A 19,966-nucleotide genomic window follows, 5' to 3' on the forward strand; every position below is an offset into this window, starting at 1 on the left:
CTGACGCTTAACCTCTATGCTATGAAAAAGCCGTCAACGCAGGCGTCGCTCGTGGCGGGCTGCCCCATCAAGTCGCTTTCGTAACGTTTGGACGCTTCACTGAGCATAGCGGCTTTGACGGCGGTATTTGTAACGTTCTTTGGCCTTGCTCTGGATGGCGCGTCATGACCTCTCAACCTGTTACGTCTTCTCGCCGCCGTCGCGGCTACCCAAAAGGGCGCGATGTGGCCCCTGTGGCGCTGGCGGCGCTTCGCGATTTGTTAGGCGATGAGCGCCAAACGCCCCGCTTGAAACGTCGCGACCTGCTGATAGAGCATTTACACGCCATTCAGGATGCTCACGGCTATTTGTCACTCGTGGAACTGCGTGCCCTAGCAGCCTACATGAACCTGCCTATGGCAGCGGTGTACGAGACGGCGACGTTCTATGCCCATTTCGATGTGATGCACGACCACCAAGCGCCGCCGCCGGATACGACGATTCGTGTCTGTGATTCTCTTTCCTGCCAATTAGCGGGGGCCAGTGCGCTACACAAAGCGTTGGAAGCCCGCGTCGATCCTGACTGTGTACGGGTGATCCGTGCGCCCTGCATGGGCCGCTGCGATACCGCGCCGGTGGCCGAGGTGGGCCATCACCATGTGCTGTATGCCACCGCAGAAGGCGTCGAGGCCGTAGTGGATACCGGCCACTTTCACCCTGAAGCGATTTTGTGGCAGCGGCTTGACGCCTATCAGCAGGCTGGCGGTTACCAGTTACTGGCCCATGTGCGCAGCGGTAAGGTCAGCATTGATGATGTGCTGCAGGCGCTTGAAGTCTCGGGCCTGCGAGGCTTGGGGGGCGCAGGCTTCCCCACGTCTAAAAAGTGGCAGGCCGTGCGCCAAGCCGCCGGGCCGCGCTACTGCGTGATTAACGCTGATGAGGGCGAGCCGGGGACGTTTAAAGATCGCTACTATTTAGAGCGCGCGCCGCATCAGTTTCTTGAGGGCGCGCTGATTAGCGCTTGGGCGATAGAGGCCGAGGCGCTCTATATCTATCTGCGCGACGAATACCCCGGCCTGCACCGCGTGCTCCATGAAGCGATTGCAGAGCTTGAGCAGTCGGGCATCGTCGCGTCTGGATTCATCATCATGCGCCGGGGCGCGGGCGCTTATATATGCGGTGAGGAGTCGGCGCTGATCGAATCCTTGGAAGGCAAGCCCGGCAAGCCGCGCCACCGCCCGCCTTACGTAGCCCAGCAGGGGCTGTTTGGCCGCCCCACGCTGGTCAATAACGTTGAAACCGTTTATTGGATTCCCGCCATTTGGCACAAAGGGGCGGAGTGGTTTGCCGGGCATGGGCGCAACGGTAGGCGCGGTTTACGCAGTTTTTCTGTCTCAGGGCGAGTGAACAAGCCCGGCGTGTACTTGGCGCCAGCAGGCATCACGCTGCGCGAGTTGATAGAGGAGTATGCCGGCGGCATGGCAGACGGGCATACGCTGGCCGCTTATCTGCCCGGCGGCGCCTCGGGTGGCATTCTGCCCGCCAGCAAAGCCGATGTGCCGCTGGATTTTGACACGCTGCAGGCGCACGGCAGTTTTATTGGGTCAGCGGCGATTATCGTGCTCTCTGAGCAAGACAATCTTCAAGCGGTGGCCACCAACCTGCTGGCTTTTTTTGCCGATGAATCCTGTGGGCAGTGCACGCCTTGCCGGGTAGGCACCGAGAAAATGCTCAGCTTGTTAGAGCAACCCACATGGGATGTGCAGGCGCTCACTCGACTGGCGCAGGTGATGCAGGACGCCTCGATTTGTGGGCTAGGGCAAGCGGCACCGAACCCTATGTTAGGGCTACTCAAGGATTTCCGCCCTGCGCTCGCCCAGCAGCAGATTATCGTCAGCGATGCCGCTGAAGGGAGTGCACCATGACCGCTTCGTTCACTATTGTCTTGGATGATCAAGAAGTCACTGCCTACCCCGGAGAATCCCTTTGGCAGGTGGCCAAGCGCGCTGGAGAGACTATTCCCCACCTCTGCTTTAAAGATGCCCCCGGCTACCGCGCCGATGGCAACTGCCGGGCCTGTATGGTGGAAGTGGAAGGCGAGCGAGTGCTAGCGGCAAGCTGTATCCGCGAGGCCAAACCCGGCATGGTGGTACGCAGCGCCCACTCGCCCCGTGCCATACAAGCGCGTGAAACGGTATTAGAATTGCTGATGGCCGACCAGCCCAGCCGCGCCCAAAGCCCTAACCGCTCCAGCCACTTCTGGGAAGTAGCCGACCAGTTGGCGGTCGACGAAGCGGCCGTTAAGTCGTGGCTGCCGCCACGCCGCAAAGCAGCCGTCAACCATGCAGCGGCTGCGCCAAAGGTGAGCCAGTCAGATACCAGCCACCCGGCGATGCACGTTAACTTGGACGCCTGCATTACCTGTAACCTGTGCGTGCGCGCCTGCCGCGAGGTGCAGAGTAACGATGTTATCGGCATGGCGCAGCGGGGCGCCGCCGCCACCGTGATATTCGATTTTGCCGACCCGATGGGCCAGAGCACCTGCGTGGGCTGCGGCGAGTGCGTGCAAGCGTGCCCCACCGGGGCGTTAATGCCTGCCACCGTGGTCAATGCCGCAGGTCAGGGCGATTCTCAAAGCCAGCGGCAGGTGGATTCCGTGTGCCCCTACTGCGGGGTGGGCTGCCAGCTGACGTACCATATTAACGACGATGCCCTGGCCTATGTGGAAGGGCGCAACGGCCCCGCTAACCAGAACCGCCTGTGCGTGAAAGGCCGGTTTGGGTTTGATTACGTGAGCCACCCGACACGCCTGACCAAGCCGCTGATACGCTTACCGGGTATTCCCAAGGCGCTTGACTCTACCTTTGACCCTGCCAATCCATTTAGCCACTTCCGCGAAGCCAGCTGGGACGAAGCGCTGGAAATCGCGGCGGGCGGCCTAATGGCGATTAAGCAGGCGCAAGGGCCCAAAGTGTTGGCGGGCTTTGGCAGCGCCAAGTGCTCTAACGAAGAGGCGTGGCTGTTCCAGAAGCTGGTGCGTACCGGCTTTGGCAGCAATAACGTGGACCACTGCACGCGGCTTTGCCATGCCAGTTCCGTCGCAGCGCTGATGGAGTGCCTGGGTTCAGGCGCGGTGACCGCTTCGTTTATGCAGGCGCTGGAGGCCGATGTGGTGATTCTCACCGGCTGCAACCCGGCGGTGAATCACCCCGTAGCGGCAACATTCTTCAAGCAGGCAGCCAAGCAGGGCACCGAGATCATTATTCTCGACCCTCGCGGGCAGGCGTTGGATGCTTACGCAACCATGAGCGTGCGCTTTACACCGGGGGCGGATGTATCGCTGTTCAACGCGCTGCTCCACGTGATCATCGCGGAAGGCCTGTATAACCAAGCCTACATCGACGCCCACACCGAAGGCTTTGAAGCGCTCAAGCAGAGCGTGGCTCACAGCACACCCGACGCCATGAGTGCGCTGTGCGGCGTAGCCCCCGACACTATTCGTGAGGTGGCGCGCCGCTACGCCAACGCCGAGAAAGCGATGATTTTCTGGGGGATGGGCATCTCCCAGCACACCCACGGCACCGACAATGCCCGCTGTTTGATCTCTTTGGCACTGGCCTGCGGTCACACCGGTCGCTCCGGCACAGGCCTGCACCCGCTGCGCGGTCAAAATAACGTGCAGGGTGCCTCGGATGCGGGGCTGATTCCCATGGTGCTGCCGGACTACCAGCCAGTAGGCGATAGCCAGCTGCGCGCCGCGTTTGAAGAGCTATGGAATACGCCGCTGAGCGATGAGCCTGGGCTGACGGTGGTGGAAGTGATGAATGCGATTCACGCAGGCGAGGTGCGCGGTATGTACATTTTGGGTGAAAACCCAGCGATGTCTGACCCGGACCTTACCCACGCCCGCGCCGCGCTGGGTAAGCTTGAGCATTTGGTGGTGCAGGATCTCTTTATCACCGAAACCGCTCAGTTCGCCGACGTGATTCTGCCTGCCTCTGCGTGGCCCGAAAAAGACGGCACCGTGACCAACACTAACCGCCAAGTACAGCTGGGCAGGGCGGCATTACCGCTGCCAGGAGACGCTAAGCCGGATTGGTGGATCATCCAAGAGATCGCTAACCGCTTTGGGCTGGGCTGGCGCTATCAGCACCCGCAAGACGTGTTTGCCGAAATGCAGCAGGGCATGCACTCGTTCAATCACATTAGCTGGGAGCGGCTAGCGCGGGAGAACTCCGTCACATACCCCTGCCCAGCCGAGGATGCCCCCGGCCAGGACGTGGTCTTTAGCGACGCCTTTCCGCGCGCTGGCGGGCTGGCTAAATTCGCCCCCACGCGCCCACTGCCGCCGGATGAGCCGGTGGATGACGAGTACCCCACGGTACTGACCACGGGCCGCCAGTTGGAGCATTGGCATACGGGCTCCATGACGCGGCGTGCCCAGGTGCTCGACGCCCTAGAGCCAGAGGCGGTCGCCAGCCTCTCACCGGGCGAGCTCAACCGTCTGGGGGTAGTGCCGGGCGAGAAGCTCACCATAACCACGCGGCGCGGAACGATCACGCTGACCGCCAGAGTGGACGACAAAATCCCCGATGGGGTGGTGTTTGTGCCGTTTGCCTACGCCGAGGCCGCCGCCAATCTGCTCACCAACCCGGCCCTGGACCCCTACGGCAAAATACCCGAGTTCAAGTACGCCGCTTGCCGCTTGAGCAAGGCAGAGCCAGCCTTAGTTTCCTAAGCGCTGGCAAGCCCTGCAATGAGCCTCTCGGTTGGGGTATCATCCTGGTTATGCGGTTTTATTTATGTGATGGAGTAAGCGGGGCGATGGCGCAAGCGCAGGCAGTGCAACGGGTGTTGATGCTGGATAATCACTATCACACTGTATAGTACTGTATATAACTCCACAGCCTGCGCACTCCCTCCCGTAACGCCCCGCCAACTCTGCATATCGCTCCATAACACTCCACCGCAATTAGGCCTAGACCTGGGTAATATCCTGGGTAACACTATCAGTACACTCATTTGCCGAGAGCGTTACCCAGGTGCCGATCTCAGATACTAAAGCACGCAAGGCCGCGCCTGCCGATAAGCCCTACCGCATCCCTGATAGTGATGGCCTTTATCTCGACGTTCGCCCCAGTGGTAAGAAGTACTGGCGCGTCCGCTATTTTCTGCACGGCAAAGAGAACCTCTACACGCCCGGGCAGTACCCGCAAGTGACCCTCAAAGAAGCGCGAAAGCAGCGCGACGAGGTTAAACATAATGCTGCTCAGGGTATCGATCCTAAGGCGCTGCAGCAGGAAGAGCGCGACCGATCAAAGCGCAGTCAGGAGGACTCTTTCGATGCCATTGCTATTGAGTGGTGGGAAAAGCACTCTCCCCGCTGGACCGATCACTATGCGTCACAAGTGCGAAAAGGCATTGAGCGTGAAATGCGACCAGCGTTTGGCTCAAAGAATGTTCGCCAGATAACGCCTGCTGACGTTTTGCGCCTGGTGCAAAAAATCGAAGCGCGTGGCGCGCCTTCGGTGGCCATGCTGGTGCGTCAGTGGGTGGCGCAGATCTACCGCTATGCCGCTAGCACATTACGTGCTGACCACGACCCAGCCGCTCCCATTGAGGGGGCTGTTCAGCGCCCGCCGGTTCAGCACAGTAGATCACTCAGTGCCGAAGATCTCACCGAGCTAGCTAACCAGATAGATACGCGCGGGGGCTGGCGTATCAATGCCATTGCCATGCACGTACTGATGCGCACTATGTTAAGAACGGGAGAGCTTCGGCAAGGCCGCTGGGAAGAGGTTGATTTCATGCGGGCAGAGTGGCGGGTTCCCGCTGAGCGCATGAAGATGCGGCGCCCGCATGTGGTGCCGCTATCAAAGCAGGTGGTGACACTGTTGCAGGAGTTGCACGGTTACACCGGGCACATGCCCCTGATGTTTCCCTCCTATCGGCATCCCGGCAAGCCGTTAAGCGCAACCACTATCAACAAGGCGTTAGAGCGGATGGGCTGGGCGGGCAGGTTTAGCGGCCATGGCTTTCGTTCAACCGCGTCGACACTGCTGAATGAGCATGGTTGGCGCGGGGATCTGATTGAAAAGCAGCTGGCGCACATGCCCGGAGACAAAGTGCGCGCTGCTTACAACCATGCGGACTATCTAAAAGAACGGCGGGAAATGTTGCAGTGGTACAGCGACTACATTGAGGCGCTCATGCAAGGCGCAGACGCGCCTCTGGTGCCTGCGAGAATGCGTGCATGATCCATTCATCAACGTCCGATTCCAGCCACCGCACACCGCCAGTGGCCAGCTTGCGCCCTGGCGGGAACTCTCCTTCACGAATCATGGCGTATAGCTTGCTTTCGCTATAGCCCACTCGCTCGCTAACGGCCTTCATTGGTAGTAGTTTCGCCATGTCGTTAGTCTCCTGTATACCGCTGGCCACCGGGGCCGTGGCCGTTACCGTCTCGCCATTTCTGCTCTTGGCGTGCCGTGCTGTCGTCTATTGCTTGCTGGCGCTGCTGATCGAGCAGCGCTTGAACGGCGGGGTTCTCTGCAATGGCGCTCAGTTGGGCGATATGAGCGCGTTGGCTGTGGATGATGTCGGTGGCCACCGTGGCGAGTTCCCATAGATCGGTAGCGGCTTCGCCGTCGACACGTACCTTGCCCAGCCCGTAACAGTGCCCACAGGGGCGGTCTTTGTTGCCCTTGATGTGGTCGTGACCGCTGGCCAGACACACGGGGCAGTCGTCGGCAAGGAGCGGGCGCCAGTGACTCAACCAATCGTCTTGCGTCGTGACGCTCTGAACACCCTTGTCGAGGTCTTCGTAAACGATCAGCCAATGCCCTTCCAGCAGAGGCCCGGTGCCCATGTGCTGCTGCAGCTCGGCAAACTTCCCACCGCTCTCGCGGTGGGTGTGGGTGGGTTGGGTCATTGGTGGCCCTCGGCTTTACATTTGCAGTACGTGCCATAGGCGCCGCATTCCATTTCACAATCAGAGTGTGAGTCGTTATCAGCCGATGCTGTCAATCGAAGCGGTCTGACTTCCTGCTTAACCCGATTAATAGCGTCATTAACTTGCATTACCACGCGGGCAACGTTTGGCGCTTTATCGAAATGCGTCTCCTGCAATAAGTGGCCAAGCCTGCTCAGCGCTTCCTCCTGCTTTAGAGCGTCGCGGCGGGTAAGGCTGGTGGACGGCAATTCATTAACTGACGCCTGAACTCGACTTACCAGCATTGCGCATTTCACTGCCCATTTATGAAGGGGTAGGTCGGCTTTGTTTTCGCAAGCAGCAGCCAAGGCTAAGGCGTTTGAAGAAAGCTCCTTCATATGCGCTGCCAGAGTATCGTTCTGCTCTTGCAGCATGGTGTTCTGCTGATTCAGAAACTCGATGAGCTTTAAGCGCGCGGCGAGCTCTTCGATCACCGCATTCACCCCTTCATGCGCTGCGCCAATATCGCCCTTGTTGCCGGTCATGTCAGCGATGACGGCTAGGTGGTTGCGGTATTCGTCACGCTGCGCTTTCACTTCTTCCAGTTCTTTCAGCGCATCGGTGTACTGTTGATCCATAGCCATTACGCGACCTCGCTTAGCGGCATGAACCGCTGTTCGTGTGTGAAGTTGGCTTCTACGATGGCCCGGGCAAGCGGCGGGCAGACGCTGTTGCCGATCAGGCGTACTTGCTTGTGCTTGGCCAGCGGCTTGCCGTCGATCTCGGCAAACTGGTAGTGGTAGGGGAAACCCTGCGCTTTGGCCAGCTCATGCGGCTGTAGCATGCGCATGCCAATATCCACGATGGCGTACTGCTCACCGTCGATCATGACCGTTACCAGCTGGAGGCGGTCTTTCGTCGTGACCGTAGGCGCTGGCTGGCGAATGTCGCGGCCTGTCTCACCAGATCCACTGCCGTAGTAGGGCGCCAGGAATGCCGCCGTTAGATAGGCGTGCGTGGTGCTGGCGCAGATCGTCGTCAGCGGTTCCCGGGCATCTTTGGCGCTGCGCTGGCTGCCTTTCATATTGATCATGAAGGCGCTGACCAGGGCGTTATGGTCGGTGGTGGTGACCGTGGGTAACGGGTCGCGCAGATCCGCACCGACAACGCCGGTGTAGTGCTTGGCTAGGAAGGCGGTCACGATGCCAAGAGGCGTGGAGCCACCGGGGCGCGCCTTGGAGCCTTCAGCGTTGCCATTTGCCGTGATGGTATGCAGCGGCATCGAAAGCTCATGACCGACCGCGCCTGTCCGAAACTTAGTGATATGCGGAGATACCAGCGCATAGCCCGGTGTGGTGGTTATGGTTTGCAGCGGCTCCAGTAGCGACTGCCCACGAAACGGCGTGTAGTAAGCCGCCGTGTGATTAAGCTTCACTATAAACGGCTGCTGGTGCTCCACAACGAAGCGCATCACGCCTTTGGCAATGCGGTTTAGCGTGGCGGTGGCCAGCGGTTTCTTTCGGCCGAAAATCGAAGGGCAGGGCAACGACCAGTCGATACACTCGGCAGCGGTGCGCCATGGCTTCAAGTTGCGCCGCTGCATGGCGGGCAGTTTTGGGTCTGCGTGCGTCGGCTTCGGCCACGCGATGGGCAGGCCGTCACGGCGGGCAATCAGAAATAGGCGCTTACGGATGGTGGGCGCGCCGTAGTCGCAGGCGCGCAGGATCCGCCAGTCTACCTGGTAGCCGTGGCGACGCAGTGCGCGCACGAACCCGTTAAACGTCTGGCCCTTCCGCTTGGGGCAGGGTCGCGTTTTGCCGTCCGAGTCTTTGATCAGCGGACCCCAGTCGAGAAACTCCTCGACGTTTTCCAGCACGATAACGCGGGGCTTCACTTTTGCCGCCCAGCGCGCCGCGACCCAGGCGAGGCCGCGCACGCTCTTTGAGACCGGGCGCCCGCCCTTGGCCTTGCTGTGGTGTCGGCAGTCAGGAGAGAACCACGCCAGCCCTACGGGCATGCCGTTGGTGGCCTGCTCGGGGTCAATGTCCCACACGTCGGCCACGGCGTGCTCACTGCCAGGGTGGTTTGCGGTGTGCACGGCGATGGCGCTGGCGTCGTGGTTGATGGCCAGATCGACTGAACGACCTAACGCCTGCTCGATGCCTTCGCTCGCACCACCGCCACCAGCGAAGTTATCGACGACCAGTTCATGGCCGAAGAGGTTGAGGTTGCTCACGATGCACCTCCCACCATTTTGCTGGCCTGCGCAATATGCTTTAGCGGCAGCGAGAGCGCGGCGGTGTTGAATTCGACAATCCGGTGCTGGCGCACAAGGCTTTCGCGGTATTCCGCAGCTTTGGCTCTGGCCAGTTCTTCGCGGCTGACCTGACCGATCAGCTTTTGGCCGCGATCGCCGCGGTGGTACCGACGCGAGAGACAAGCGGGAGAGATTCCATAACGACGGCCTAGCTCGCTGAGGCTGACGCTTTCGCCGTTGGCTGGGTCGTTGACATTGATCGCGCTCATGGTGTGACCTTGAATGTTGGTTTTGGCATGAAATGAGTGGGTTGCACTGGCTGTGCGGTCCACTGGTCATGGCAGCCATTCCACACCGCGCCAATCCAGCCCTCGTCGTCTTGCCAGTAACCCTCGATCACGCCTTCAGGGTTGAAATCGAGGCAAATAAATTCTTCTGAGTAGAGCAGCATGGCCTGACTGTCTTTGTTCGCCTGCTCAATAGGGAGCCATACGCCAGCCCTGCTTAAAGCGGCTTGCAGTTGGTCATAGGCCGCGCGCGCGGCCTGCTCACTGTTCTGGAAGCTGATACGCCATGCTTCGTAGCTCATGACAGCACCCCGCATTTATCAGCTGCTGGCTGGCGCTCTACCTCACCGCCCAGCCATTCGAGTAGGCGCTCGACGTTCTGGCGCAGGCTTCCTGCCATCAAGACGAAGTCTGTTTCAAAGCGAGCTAGGGCATCGTCGCCATCGTCGGCGTGATCGGCTTCTTCAATCAGTGCATCACCGAAGCGCAACGACTTTAGCGCTAGGTCGTCATGCAAGATGAAAGAGAGCTGGCCTTCGATGCTGAGCGCGAGCTGTGACGCTTGCCGGCCACTTTCGAGCAGTTGCTGCATTTCGTCGCTGTCGAGATCCACCTGACGTGCCCGCACAACGCCATCGTCGCCCTTGGCTTTCAGCGAGACGTTGTCGCCTAGCTGGAGATCGGCAGGGCGCGAGGACGCATCACCTAGCCACGTGGTCATGGCGCGGATGGGCAGGGTTTGGCTGGTCAGCGGTGTGACCTTCAAGCTCCCCAAGGTTTCGCGCAGCAGGTCCAGCACGTCTTCAGCGCGTGATCGGCTGCTAGCGTTCACACCGATCAGGTTGCGCTCAGTGTCCCACCAGAGGTCTATTTTCTGGCTGCGCACGAAAGCGCGGGGCAGCAGATCTTCGGTGATCTGTTCCTTGAGCGCGGTTTTCTCTTTGCGAGTGACCTTGCGGCCCTCGGTGGCCTCGATCTCGGCCACCCGTTCTTCGACTTCCTCTCTGATGACCGAGGCGGGCAGCAGGCGCTCTTGGCGCAAGGCGCTGATCAGGCGGTGAGCATCGTTCTGCAAGGTGTGGAGCAGTTGGCCGCCGCCCATGCGGCCCGCTGGCGCTGTCCAGCCAATGCGGCGGGCGTCGGCGTTGCCCAGGGGCTTGGCGGCATGCTCTGCCAGCACCGTGGCGGTTTGCTCGGGGCTGAGGAGTTGCACGTCGTGCAGGCGGTAGAGGTGTAGGTGTTTGAACCACATGTTATTTATCTCCCGGCCAGTTGACGTTTTGAGCGCCAGTAGCAGCGATGTACTCGTCTTTAGTGATTCCGAGCGCGGCAAAGAGGTGAAAAACGCTGGGCATCGTGTCGGTTTCTTCGTGGTAGAAGTCCTCTACGATGTTTTCCCAGTACGGATCCTCTTGATCGGTGATTGAATCCAGCAAGCTGATGGCCTGCTGTCGCGTCAGGTTGTCGGGCCATTCGGGCATTGCTTCGCTCATTTGGTGTCACCTTTCTGGTCATCGCCCTTAGCGGGCGCTGGCTGTTTGAAAATTCGGTCGAAGGCGGCTTGATCGATCATGCGGGCACCTAAATGATTCGGCCGAGGGCTGCGTAAATGAGGCGGTCTACCAGCTCCAGGGCACGTTGATCGTTGCCATTACGCCGGGCTTCAAAAAGAGCTTCTGCAAGCTGACCCGTGCTTTTGCATTCAATGGGGCAATACCCCTCCTCAAGCCCCACCCCGTTGTGGTTAAGCCCGCGGCTTTTCAGCTCTTCCAAAAGGTCGTCGGTGTCGAAGTCGTCCAGATCTACGTCTACATCTACGCTGACGGTTGGCATGGTGGCCTCCTAAAACTGAACAAGCTGGTTAACGGGAACAGTGGTCGGCATCGCGTACTGAGCGGGCGCGTAGTCGTCCAGCGCGGGGAGGGCGGGCTTCATGCCTGGGCATTGCTCCTCAACGTTGATCGTGTCGTCCCAATCGCGGTGTCCGACGCGGTTCTCGAGCGGCACGCCGCGCGCCTGCTCGGCGGCAAACACGGCCACGCCTTCGCAGTACGCCAGCACGTCGCGCTGCGCGTCTTCGGCTTCGCCCTCGGCCAGCATGCCCATGGCGCCGATAACGGCCGCGAGGCCGATGGCCCACTTGGTGTTGGTGCGTTGAGTGCTCATGCGGCTTGCTCCTGTGCAGCAGGGTGTTCGTTGAGATTGATGCGTCCGGCGTCGTGGGCCTGCTGGAGCAGGTCGCGCAGGCTGTTCCGGGCGGCGCGCTCATTGGGAAACGGGGCGCTCATTCGGGCGACGATCTGGGTGCCGTTGGGCGCGGTGAACGCGGGCAGCCAGCCGTCTACCACGGGCTCGGCGTAAACCACGGTGGTGTGGTCGGTGTAGCCGTCGCGCATGGCCAGTTCGCGCCAGCGCTGGACGATGAAGCGGATGCTGGCGACGTGTTTCATTGGCCACCTTCCTGTAGCAACGCCTCCAGGTGCCGCAGGATGGCGTTGATCTGCGTCTGTGCGCTGGGTTGGGTGTAGAAGCACGCGAACTGGCGGTGGCTTTCGTGCTGGGCGTTGCGCGTGGCCAGCCAGCTATCGCAGAAGATGCCGTGCTGGGAGATCTCAAATTGCACCGCGTACTTGCGCTGCAGGTTGACGGCCAGCGCTAGCTCCTGGGCTTGCTGCACCTGAAACATGAACGCGGTTTTGAGATTGCTGGCTGTAAACACAGCCACCACGGTTTGAGCGATAGAGGGGGTCATGCGTCTAGCTCCTGAGCGGCTTCACGCAGGCGCTCGATGACCTTCTTACCTGTTAGTCGGCCCTTGATGTTGCTCTCTGGCCAACCGCATTCGCCCATATCATCAAAATCTTCCCATTGCATTGAAGACATAAGCACGTAGTTGGCAGCCCACTCATATAGGGGGTAAAAATCTGTTCCTTCACCTGCATAGGAGTCGTACTCACCACCAATACTTGGTACGTGATTGACACTCACCTTTCCTTGGCGATGTAGTCGCTCTTTTTTTCCGCTTTCAGAGCTTCCGGCCTGACGCGCCCAATCAGTTGCAAACTCGTCATCAATCCATACGCGCTTGGCATCGCTCTGAAAATCGCGGCGCGGACTGGCGGCAAATATGGCGTGAGCTTTTTTGCTGAGCTTTTTCAAGATGCGCGGTTTCATGCGTACACACTCCCTGCATCGCGGCGCGCTAGCTTGCTAGCGGCCACTGGCTGGCGGTGGCGGGTGGGCTGGCGATGGCGTAGGGCGTCCGCATCGCTGTTGACCACGCTAATCATGAGCGCGACGAGTAGCGGCGCTATCCAGCCACGGCGCATGGCTTCGGCAACCGCGCCAGCGGCCTTGTAAACGCTCAGCTTGTGGTAGGCCTTCTTGAGGCTGCCGTTAACGGTGTCAGGAGAGCGACCAGTGGCTTTAGCAATCTCTTTGTAGGTGTTGCCTGCCGCCAGCAGCATGAGATCTACCGCTTGAGTGCGGGTAAGACCTAAGCTGCCACGCTCTGGGTTGATGGTGGCTTGCCAATTGCCTTGTGTGATTTGCATTGCTTTCCCCTTGCAACTCATGTGTTATGAATTGAAGTATGCGAAGGCTCATAATATCTGTCAATGCGAAAGCTCATATTTTTTATGAGGGCACAAAAAAACCGCCAAGTGGCGGGCTACTTAGCGGTAGAAAAAATTAACAGGCGTGATTACAGCGTCATTTGAGACTTAACGGCCACGCCAATAATACGACAGTTGCCGTTGATAGGAATGAGGGGGTAGGCGGGATTGAGCGCCTTTAGGTACTTCTGCCCACCGTCGATGATGAGCTTTTTAAATGTGGCTTCGTTGCTCTCATCGAGCTGGGCAACCACTAGGCGTCCTGGTGTTGGCTCTATGCCCGTGTCTACGAGCACCAGAGATCCTTCTGGAATGCTGGGTGAAACCCCTGGGGGTGCTGTCATTGAGTCGCCAGTCACCTCCAGCCAGAACGCCGAGCCTTTGGCTGCATAGTCGGTTATCTCGTGGCGTTCTTCCATGCCTGAGGGATAGGGCACAACGCATTCTCCGAACTTCCCTGCTTGCACGCCTGATACAACCGGGTACTTGTAGTGCCTGATAGGCTGCGCCGTAGGGCTTGTATTTATTATATAGCTTGCTCGCTCGTCTTCCACGCCGTGCATATCGCCTAGGCCTGTGGTGAGCCAGCGGTAACTCACGCCTAAAGCGTCCGCGATTTTCAGCAGATGCGTGGAGCTGTGGTGCCTACCGCGCTCCAGGTTTGAAATGGTGGCTTGGTCGATGCCCGCTTTTTCGGCTGCTTGTACTTGACTCAGCTTTGCCTGCTTGCGTGCCAGCCTGATTCGGTCTTTGAGTTCCATGCCTGAATTATTATGCGCGCCCTCATAGCGTTGCAAATGAGTTTGCGCATGGTCTATTCTATGAGCATTCGCATAAGAGGGCGACCGATGGACACCGTATTCAAAAGCCTTGTTAGCCATTTTGGCGGGCAAAACCAAACCGCAGAGGCTCTCAACGTCAACCAGGGGGCTGTTTCCAACTGGGTGCGTGGAAAGCATGGCATGTCTCCTGCTGTGGCTCTTCGAGCCGAAAAGTTAACGGAAGGCAAGTTCACTGCTGCTCAACTGTGCCCGTCTGTATTTGTTCAGCCAGCCGCTGACGAGGTGGAGTCTCAATGATTCCAGTATATGCAGCCACGCATAACGGCACAGCCCTTAGCGCTGGTCTGTTTGTGCGTACAGTGTTTGGGGGTGTTGTATGAGTCTCCACGCCATGCACTGGGCGCGTCAGTCGCTCAAGACACTGCCTGACTCAGTAAAAGCCCCTGCACGGCTGGCGCTTATGCTGCTAGCGGACTATGCCGACGAGCAGCACGCTAGCTGGCCGTCTATCAACACCATGGCGCTGGAAATGGGCTGCTCGGTACGCAGTGTTCAGCGCGCTATCGATCTGCTTGAAAAGCATGGCTTAGTCAGAGTCGAAACCCGTCAGGCGAAGAACGGCAGGCAGATGAGCAACCTGTATTTCTTGGCCGTCGATGGCCTGTTTGTAGGGTGTCAATCTGACACCCCTTCTATATCTGGCTGCGAGGGGGAGGGTGACAACCTGACACCCTCTGAGGGTGACAATTTGACAGGGGAGGGTGTCACCGGTGACAGGGGGAGGGTGTCACCCGTGTCACCCCTTGACTCTACCAGTATGACTCTAACCCCCACTCACTCTGGCGAGCGCGATTCGCATTTCCCGCAAAACGTGTTTGAGCGTGCCGCCCAGCAAGCCGACGACGGCGAGCCCGCTGCCGACGATCTCAGCCAGCCCCGCACAACCGCCATGCATCTCGAATGGGAGCCGGAGCCGGAAACCTACGCCACTGCGTGCTGGCAGCGTGGGCTGGCACCGGATGCAAACGTTCACGATGCACTGCTGGATTTCCGCGAGCACTTCGCCGCACAGCCTACCCGAACCCACACCCAAGCCGATTGGACCCGCCGCTTTGTGCGCTGGGTAGCCGAGAACGCCAAGCGTCAGCAAACCGCCCTGACCACCACCGGAGGCAACGCCCATGCAAACCGCCGCAGCAGCACTCCAAAACGTCGTCTCACCGCTCAAGAGGCGCGAGCCGCCGCCGAAGGCCGAGCGCCAGCAGGCGCGGGAGACACATTCGACGGCGAATGGCAGCCAGCCCACGGTTACGGCGGCTGACGTGGACGAACTGTTCAACACCTTGGGCGAGCTGTACGGCTCCAAATTCGCTAGCCAGTGGGGCGTGTTCGATGAAACCGGCGCATGGCTGGCAGAGCTGCAGTTCCTCGCTCCAGCTCAGTTGGGTATCGGTTTGCGCCGTGTGCGCCAGCAGATCCAAGAAGCCGTGCGCGCCGGTACCGAAGCATGGCCACCCACGCCCCTGGCGTTTGCCGCGATGTGCCAGCCGAAGCCGGAAGACATGGGCTTGCCCAGTGAGGGGGAGGCGTGGCGCGAGATGGTGGCGAATGCTAACCAGCCCAGCCTCCACCGCTGGAGCCATGAGGCGGTGCGCATGGCAGGCGCTGCCGTGGGCTGGTGGGATCTGACCCACGGCAGCAGTGGTACCCACACCAGCAAGCTGGAGCGCACGTTCCGCACCGAGTACGCGGCGCTGGTTAACCGGGTGATGGCAGGCGAGCAGCTGCAAGCGCGCACTCTGATCGGCCACGACAGCCAATTGAGCCGCGCCGAATTGGCAGAGCGCGTCAGCCGCGAAGCCGCACAGCGCCAAGCCGAAGCGGCGGGCATGCCGCCCCGTATGAATTCAGAGCAAGGGATGCGCTCGCTACGCGCTGCCCTGGGAGGTCGTTAACCATGAATACCGCATTTCAACCGAGCGGCAATGAAGTGAAACACGCCGCGTTTCAAGAGCATCGCCGTTCCGGCCGCATGAAGAGCTCGCAAGGCGTGATTATCGCGGCACTGGTCAGCGGTGGCATTGCGATGACGCGTAACGAACTGGCAACTGCTACCGGGCTGCCTCTGTCGAGCGTCTGCGGCCGCTGCCGTGAGCTGCTCGATCTGGGCAATATCGAAGTGGCCGGCATGACGGCAGACAAGCCCGCTCGGCAAAAGCTGCAGCTAACGGAGAAGGGCCGGGCGTTAGCGGCGGCTGAGGGGGTGGCGTCGTGAGCATCCTAAAACCCATCGATCACCAGAACATCGTCCTACGCCTGCTGGCGCGTTCGGCGTCCTGTGATGCCCAACACCTCACCGCGCTGGCCCATGCCCATAAGTTGCCCGTATCGCTGCATCAAGTGCGCGTTGCCTGTGACGAGCTGTGCGACCAGCAGTTTGTGAGCCGCACGATCAAGGGTTACCGCCTCACCACGCAAGGGGAGTGTGAACTGCCCGCCGTGCCGCTGAGTAACGTAGAGCGCCAGGTGTTAACGCTGATCTGCGACGAGCACCGCCAGACTCGCCGAGGGGCTAAGACCACCATCGTGCATGTGGGCATGAATGCCGCGAACAGCCAGCAAAAGGCACGGATCGTTGACGTGCTACTGGCCCTAAAGAAGCGAGGGCTGGTTGTGTTTGGTGATGAGGCATGGCTGCCGACTGTTGAGGGGGAAGGGGCGTTGTGGTCGTCAGCGTCTCAGGCAGTCGAGATTGCATCGGAAGAGCGGCAGGAGGCCAGTGCTCAGAGTCGCATCCAAGCCTCGCCCGAGCAGCTACAGCACGTAGAAAGCCGCAATTTCACCACTGAAGAGATTGCCCAGGCAAAGCAGCGCTTTGTTGATGAGCAAGTTAAAGAGATCACCCGCAGCATCTTCGGCACTGACCGTATAAGCGATGACCTTCTGAACCGCTGCGCGGCCATGAACGCCACGTTGATGGCGCAGGCAAAGCAGGCTTATGCCGCAGGTGAGCCAGACGCGTGGCGTGATCTCCACTGGCTCATGGAAACGGCACAGCAGCTAGTGGCGCTTGGGGGTAAATCATGATGGATGGCATGACGTGGTACCTGCTCGGCGTCCTTTCGGGCGTCGTCCTAACGGTGGGCTGCGCAGTGCTGGCCTTTTGCAGTAGCGCTAAGGGGCTGGATGACCAAGGGGAGCCTGCCAACCTCAACCCTCACAAGCCGCCGTTTCGCACACCACCGCCGCCTCCCGCGACGAGAACTGAGCTCTCCAGCTGGAAGAAGGAACAGCATGATGGATAAGGTGAAAAAAGGAGGACTTAACGCCCGTAAAGCCGCGATGCTGTGCCAAAACCCGCGCTTTTGGCTGTATCTGGATTATCGCTGGCGCGCTAAGAACGCGCTCGAGTACCAAGAGTTTCCGAACGGTACATATAAAGCCGCTGGCGCTACTCGGTGGCTGCGGAAGGCCTGTGGCATCCAGAGCCGTGCAGAGATGGACCATAACGACCAAGCGCGGGCGATGCTGGAGCGCGTGATTGCCGACTACCAACGTTGGGAGCGGCAGCAGCGGTTGAATGATCGGGTGGTAGGGGGTGCGGTGTGATGATTGCGACCGATAAGCAAGCGAGTGCTGAGCGTAAACCTATCGTGCCTAGCCCTTATATGTGGCGTGAGGCCGTGGCGATGTTATGTGAGTCGTGTCGCCATTTTCCGGGCTGTGATGTTGTAGAGGGCATGATTGAAATGAAAGAGGGTGGCGCATGGCCTGAGGGTGGCTGGGTGACTGATCCGGGAGCGGGCATTACCTGCTTGAGCTACGAGCCTCTTTCCGTTCGCTCTTTATCAGCTAGTGAGCTAGATGAGGCGCTAAGAGACTCGGTGCCGATGTGTGACGGCTGCGCAGCTCGGAAGGGTACTGATGCGAGCAAGGCGCTTCACACTCAGCGCGATTTTAGCCAGGCCGTTAAGGATAGGGGGCGTTTCACATGCCATAAACCCGGGAGTGAGGGTAAGTCGTGCGGTGGTTGGTGCAATGCTGTTTTGCGCCAGCGAGGCCAGCATGACTGAGAACGTACACCCGATAGAAGACCACGCCAAGGCGCTGGCAGACGATAACCGCTTTTGTGAATGGCTGGATACTATCGATGCGCTGGATAGCGGGTGGCCTCACAGCCATTACACCGCCCGCCGCTGGATCGAGGAGCAGTGCGACGTGGAAAGCCTGGGGCGCTTAGCCACTGACCCTGTAGCGGCAGCCTCGCTTGATCAAATCGCCCGCCGCTTTGCTGTGTGGGATAAAAATCAGGAGCTCGACCTATGACCGTTCGCGGACTACCTGCCTGCAAGCGTCGCCCACGCGCAACTAATGCGGATGGCTCACTGCGTAAGCGGCCTGTTGATTGGGAGGGCAAAGAGCAAGCCGTGCTTATCCGTTGGCTGCTGGGTGAGCAGAAGCGCGGTACCGCTGTTGGGCAACTGCATGACGTGACCTATCACGTACCCAATGGCGGCGTGCGTAGCTATAAAGCTGGCGCGGCGATGAAGAGGCAGGGGGCCAAGGCTGGCGTGAGCGATCTGGTGGTAATGGATGCCCGAGGGGGTTGGTTTGGGCTGTACATGGAATTCAAAGCCTCGCCGCCGCATACGGCAGCGCTGGCGCAGAGTCAGCATGATTGGCTGGCGCTCGCTTATGACCGCGGTTACTGCGCAGTGCTTGCGGTGGGGCTCGATGAGGCTAAGGCGGTGTTGAGAGAGTATGCGGCGCTGGTGCGCAGCACTCACCACTATACGGCCCGAGTACATTTGAAAAGCGGTACCGAGTGGAGAAAAGGAAAATGACGCGGCTTAAGGGGAGAGTGATGCAATTTGATGAGTGGAAACGGGTAGCCAACCCTTGGCGTGTGATTGAAGCGGCTCAGCGCGACGAGAAAGCGCGTGATGCGGCGGTGGTGCGGATCATCGATACCATGCTAGAGCTGCAGTTGGACTACCGGCACCAGAACGCCGGTTATCAGCCGTTTAGCCCTACAGCGCGAATGGGTGAAATGCCTGGCGGCGGTGGGCGTAGCGATCAAGCAATGCTGGCCGCATTACGTTATCACCCTGAGAGCCAGTGGCACAAAGCCTGCGCGCTGATGCTGGACCAGTTACCCAAGCGCCAAGCCGCTGCGATGCTGCTACAGGCTGCCCGCGTGCGTCCGGAGAAAATGGGCGCCAGCCAGTGGATGGTGACCGCACGGCAAATGGTGGAGCGCCAGGGAGAGTTGCTGCGTTGCCTGGGGCTGCATGAGGGGGTGCGGCATTTTGAGAGCGTGGAGGCTTTGCAGGTAGCAGGTAAGCGCGCCCGCCAGCGGTTGTGGGAATGGCTGGCGCAAGGAGAGGTGCAGGCGGCTTGAGGTCTAGCCCCGCTATTGGCGGGGCTGTTCATTTCCGATGCATTCGAGCATTACTTGTAAGCCATAGCTCATCTTTTTATCACCCCTGAGAATGGCGTTTAGATACTGCCTGGTCATTCCGACTCTTTCTGCAAGCACTGTTTTGCTGCCCGCCGCTTTCTCGGCTTGTCTGATTAGCTCGCCTGCTTTTTCCGGAGTGTAGTTTACTCGAGCATCTATCATGCTTTCACCAGATCCGCTTCGCGGCCCATCATGCTGACCATGTAGGAGGCACCTTGCTCGTCTTCGACTTGTACGGCGCGGTAGCCGAGGATCTGAGCAGCGCGAGCGGTGAAAACTTGAACGTCCCAGCTCGCGTCGGCCATATCCTCGGGCTCGATGTCTAAATCCATATCCCAGATGCTTTTGCTTTCATCGATCAGGGCTTCGGCGTCGTCTTCGTCGATGTTCAGCTTTTCAGCAAGCTCGGCAACCAGGGTGTTCAGCTTCTCTGCATCGTCGTGATAGAACAGCTGGCCAGCTTCAATGATGGCGTCTTCTTCAATCTCGATGCTGTAAGTAACGTGCTCACCAGCGGTCATGACGTAGGCTTCATCGGCAAAGAACAGGAACTCGCCAAAACGGCCGAAGGAGTTGATTTCGGTGATTTCGCGTGGGCTGGTGTGAAGTAGTTTCATGTCTGTTCTCCCCGGTTGATGAATTCATTATATGGAAA

Annotated in this window: 28 protein-coding genes; 12 read left to right on the forward strand and 16 right to left on the reverse strand. The window is 59.5% G+C overall.

Annotation, left to right across the window (positions count from 1 at the left end):
* The first annotated feature begins 164 nt into the window (after positions 1 to 164).
* The 3 genes from AB6K10_RS09460 to AB6K10_RS09470 all read left to right on the forward strand — a co-directional run bounded on the left by AB6K10_RS09460 (position 165) and on the right by AB6K10_RS09470 (position 6,236).
* Positions 165 to 1,904, forward strand: a complete 1,740-nt coding sequence (locus tag AB6K10_RS09460; RefSeq protein WP_339118527.1) for an NAD(P)H-dependent oxidoreductase subunit E — start codon at positions 165 to 167, stop codon at positions 1,902 to 1,904.
* Complete coding sequence (gene fdhF / locus AB6K10_RS09465) at positions 1,901 to 4,717, forward strand: formate dehydrogenase subunit alpha (protein ID WP_339118528.1); 2,817 nt, start codon at positions 1,901 to 1,903, stop codon at positions 4,715 to 4,717. Before AB6K10_RS09460 ends, fdhF begins: the two co-directional genes overlap by 4 nt.
* Before the next feature lie 304 nt (positions 4,718 to 5,021).
* Entirely contained in the window at positions 5,022 to 6,236 is a 1,215-nt protein-coding gene (locus AB6K10_RS09470; protein WP_339118529.1) for a tyrosine-type recombinase/integrase, read from the forward strand.
* On the opposite strand, the gene AB6K10_RS09475 is transcribed toward AB6K10_RS09470, so the two are convergent.
* The 15 genes from AB6K10_RS09475 to AB6K10_RS09545 form a co-directional block, all read right to left on the reverse strand.
* Positions 6,187 to 6,390 (reverse strand): AlpA family transcriptional regulator, encoded by a 204-nt coding sequence (locus tag AB6K10_RS09475; protein ID WP_082051397.1) that lies wholly within the window; start codon positions 6,388 to 6,390, stop codon positions 6,187 to 6,189. The genes AB6K10_RS09470 and AB6K10_RS09475 overlap by 50 nt on opposite strands.
* 4 nt (positions 6,391 to 6,394) lie before the next feature.
* Entirely contained in the window at positions 6,395 to 6,910 is a 516-nt protein-coding gene (locus AB6K10_RS09480; protein ID WP_339118530.1) for a hypothetical protein, read from the reverse strand.
* Positions 6,907 to 7,554 (reverse strand): hypothetical protein, encoded by a 648-nt coding sequence (locus AB6K10_RS09485; protein ID WP_339118531.1) that lies wholly within the window; start codon positions 7,552 to 7,554, stop codon positions 6,907 to 6,909. Before AB6K10_RS09485 ends, AB6K10_RS09480 begins: the two co-directional genes overlap by 4 nt.
* Positions 7,554 to 9,146, reverse strand: a complete 1,593-nt coding sequence (locus AB6K10_RS09490) for a DNA cytosine methyltransferase (RefSeq protein ID WP_339118532.1) — start codon at positions 9,144 to 9,146, stop codon at positions 7,554 to 7,556. The genes AB6K10_RS09485 and AB6K10_RS09490 overlap by 1 nt, the downstream gene beginning before the upstream one ends.
* Positions 9,143 to 9,436 (reverse strand): hypothetical protein, encoded by a 294-nt coding sequence (locus AB6K10_RS09495; RefSeq protein ID WP_339118533.1) that lies wholly within the window; start codon positions 9,434 to 9,436, stop codon positions 9,143 to 9,145. The genes AB6K10_RS09490 and AB6K10_RS09495 overlap by 4 nt, the downstream gene beginning before the upstream one ends.
* Positions 9,433 to 9,756 (reverse strand): hypothetical protein, encoded by a 324-nt coding sequence (locus AB6K10_RS09500; protein WP_339118534.1) that lies wholly within the window; start codon positions 9,754 to 9,756, stop codon positions 9,433 to 9,435. The genes AB6K10_RS09495 and AB6K10_RS09500 overlap by 4 nt, the downstream gene beginning before the upstream one ends.
* Positions 9,753 to 10,706 carry a recombination-associated protein RdgC gene (locus AB6K10_RS09505; RefSeq protein WP_339118535.1) on the reverse strand — a complete coding sequence of 318 codons (954 nt, stop codon included), beginning with the start codon at positions 10,704 to 10,706 and terminating at the stop codon, positions 9,753 to 9,755. Before AB6K10_RS09505 ends, AB6K10_RS09500 begins: the two co-directional genes overlap by 4 nt.
* Position 10,707: 1 nt before the next feature.
* Positions 10,708 to 10,947 carry a hypothetical protein gene (locus tag AB6K10_RS09510; RefSeq protein WP_339118536.1) on the reverse strand — a complete coding sequence of 80 codons (240 nt, stop codon included), beginning with the start codon at positions 10,945 to 10,947 and terminating at the stop codon, positions 10,708 to 10,710.
* A gap of 88 nt (positions 10,948 to 11,035) precedes the next feature.
* Positions 11,036 to 11,287, reverse strand: a complete 252-nt coding sequence (locus AB6K10_RS09515; RefSeq protein ID WP_339118537.1) for a hypothetical protein — start codon at positions 11,285 to 11,287, stop codon at positions 11,036 to 11,038.
* 9 nt (positions 11,288 to 11,296) lie between these two features.
* The gene (locus tag AB6K10_RS09520; RefSeq protein WP_339118538.1) at positions 11,297 to 11,620 is read right to left on the reverse strand and encodes a hypothetical protein; all 324 of its coding nucleotides are present in this window, start codon (positions 11,618 to 11,620) and stop codon (positions 11,297 to 11,299) included.
* Positions 11,617 to 11,904: a hypothetical protein gene (locus tag AB6K10_RS09525; RefSeq protein WP_339118539.1), complete on the reverse strand. Its 288-nt coding sequence runs from the start codon at positions 11,902 to 11,904 to the stop codon at positions 11,617 to 11,619. Before AB6K10_RS09525 ends, AB6K10_RS09520 begins: the two co-directional genes overlap by 4 nt.
* On the reverse strand, positions 11,901 to 12,206 hold the full coding sequence (locus AB6K10_RS09530; protein WP_339118540.1) for a hypothetical protein: 306 nt from the start codon (positions 12,204 to 12,206) through the stop codon (positions 11,901 to 11,903). The genes AB6K10_RS09525 and AB6K10_RS09530 overlap by 4 nt, the downstream gene beginning before the upstream one ends.
* The gene (locus AB6K10_RS09535) at positions 12,203 to 12,628 is read right to left on the reverse strand and encodes a hypothetical protein (protein ID WP_339118541.1); all 426 of its coding nucleotides are present in this window, start codon (positions 12,626 to 12,628) and stop codon (positions 12,203 to 12,205) included. Before AB6K10_RS09535 ends, AB6K10_RS09530 begins: the two co-directional genes overlap by 4 nt.
* The gene (locus tag AB6K10_RS09540; protein WP_339118542.1) at positions 12,625 to 13,008 is read right to left on the reverse strand and encodes a LuxR C-terminal-related transcriptional regulator; all 384 of its coding nucleotides are present in this window, start codon (positions 13,006 to 13,008) and stop codon (positions 12,625 to 12,627) included. The genes AB6K10_RS09535 and AB6K10_RS09540 overlap by 4 nt, the downstream gene beginning before the upstream one ends.
* 149 nt (positions 13,009 to 13,157) lie before the next feature.
* A complete protein-coding gene (locus AB6K10_RS09545) occupies positions 13,158 to 14,027 on the reverse strand; it encodes an XRE family transcriptional regulator (RefSeq protein ID WP_339118543.1) in 870 nt (289 codons plus the stop codon).
* Here AB6K10_RS09545 and AB6K10_RS09550 point away from each other — a divergent pair.
* The 9 genes from AB6K10_RS09550 (at position 13,917) to AB6K10_RS09590 (ending at position 19,251) form a co-directional block, all read left to right on the forward strand.
* Positions 13,917 to 14,147 (forward strand): Cro/CI family transcriptional regulator, encoded by a 231-nt coding sequence (locus AB6K10_RS09550; RefSeq protein ID WP_339118544.1) that lies wholly within the window; start codon positions 13,917 to 13,919, stop codon positions 14,145 to 14,147. The genes AB6K10_RS09545 and AB6K10_RS09550 overlap by 111 nt on opposite strands.
* Positions 14,148 to 14,226: 79 nt before the next feature.
* Positions 14,227 to 15,171 carry a helix-turn-helix domain-containing protein gene (locus tag AB6K10_RS09555; protein ID WP_339118545.1) on the forward strand — a complete coding sequence of 315 codons (945 nt, stop codon included), beginning with the start codon at positions 14,227 to 14,229 and terminating at the stop codon, positions 15,169 to 15,171.
* Between the two features lies 1 nt (position 15,172).
* Entirely contained in the window at positions 15,173 to 15,805 is a 633-nt protein-coding gene (locus tag AB6K10_RS09560) for a replication protein P (RefSeq protein ID WP_339118546.1), read from the forward strand.
* Between the two features lie 2 nt (positions 15,806 to 15,807).
* Positions 15,808 to 16,125 (forward strand): hypothetical protein, encoded by a 318-nt coding sequence (locus AB6K10_RS09565; RefSeq protein WP_339118547.1) that lies wholly within the window; start codon positions 15,808 to 15,810, stop codon positions 16,123 to 16,125.
* Entirely contained in the window at positions 16,122 to 16,937 is an 816-nt protein-coding gene (locus AB6K10_RS09570) for a hypothetical protein (RefSeq protein WP_339118548.1), read from the forward strand. Before AB6K10_RS09565 ends, AB6K10_RS09570 begins: the two co-directional genes overlap by 4 nt.
* A gap of 210 nt (positions 16,938 to 17,147) precedes the next feature.
* Positions 17,148 to 17,459, forward strand: a complete 312-nt coding sequence (locus AB6K10_RS09575; RefSeq protein WP_368473617.1) for a hypothetical protein — start codon at positions 17,148 to 17,150, stop codon at positions 17,457 to 17,459.
* Positions 17,460 to 17,915: 456 nt separating this feature from the next.
* Positions 17,916 to 18,176: a hypothetical protein gene (locus AB6K10_RS09580; RefSeq protein ID WP_339118550.1), complete on the forward strand. Its 261-nt coding sequence runs from the start codon at positions 17,916 to 17,918 to the stop codon at positions 18,174 to 18,176.
* Positions 18,173 to 18,694 (forward strand): VRR-NUC domain-containing protein, encoded by a 522-nt coding sequence (locus tag AB6K10_RS09585; RefSeq protein ID WP_339118551.1) that lies wholly within the window; start codon positions 18,173 to 18,175, stop codon positions 18,692 to 18,694. Before AB6K10_RS09580 ends, AB6K10_RS09585 begins: the two co-directional genes overlap by 4 nt.
* Positions 18,695 to 18,714: 20 nt before the next feature.
* Positions 18,715 to 19,251, forward strand: a complete 537-nt coding sequence (locus tag AB6K10_RS09590; RefSeq protein WP_339118552.1) for a hypothetical protein — start codon at positions 18,715 to 18,717, stop codon at positions 19,249 to 19,251.
* A gap of 218 nt (positions 19,252 to 19,469) precedes the next feature.
* On the opposite strand, the gene AB6K10_RS09595 is transcribed toward AB6K10_RS09590, so the two are convergent.
* Positions 19,470 to 19,928: a hypothetical protein gene (locus AB6K10_RS09595; protein WP_339118553.1), complete on the reverse strand. Its 459-nt coding sequence runs from the start codon at positions 19,926 to 19,928 to the stop codon at positions 19,470 to 19,472.
* Positions 19,929 to 19,966: the final 38 nt, after the last annotated feature.

Origin of the sequence: Halomonas sp. BMC6 (assembly GCF_964204995.1) — a bacterium.
Classification (GTDB): Bacteria; Pseudomonadota; Gammaproteobacteria; order Pseudomonadales; family Halomonadaceae; genus Vreelandella.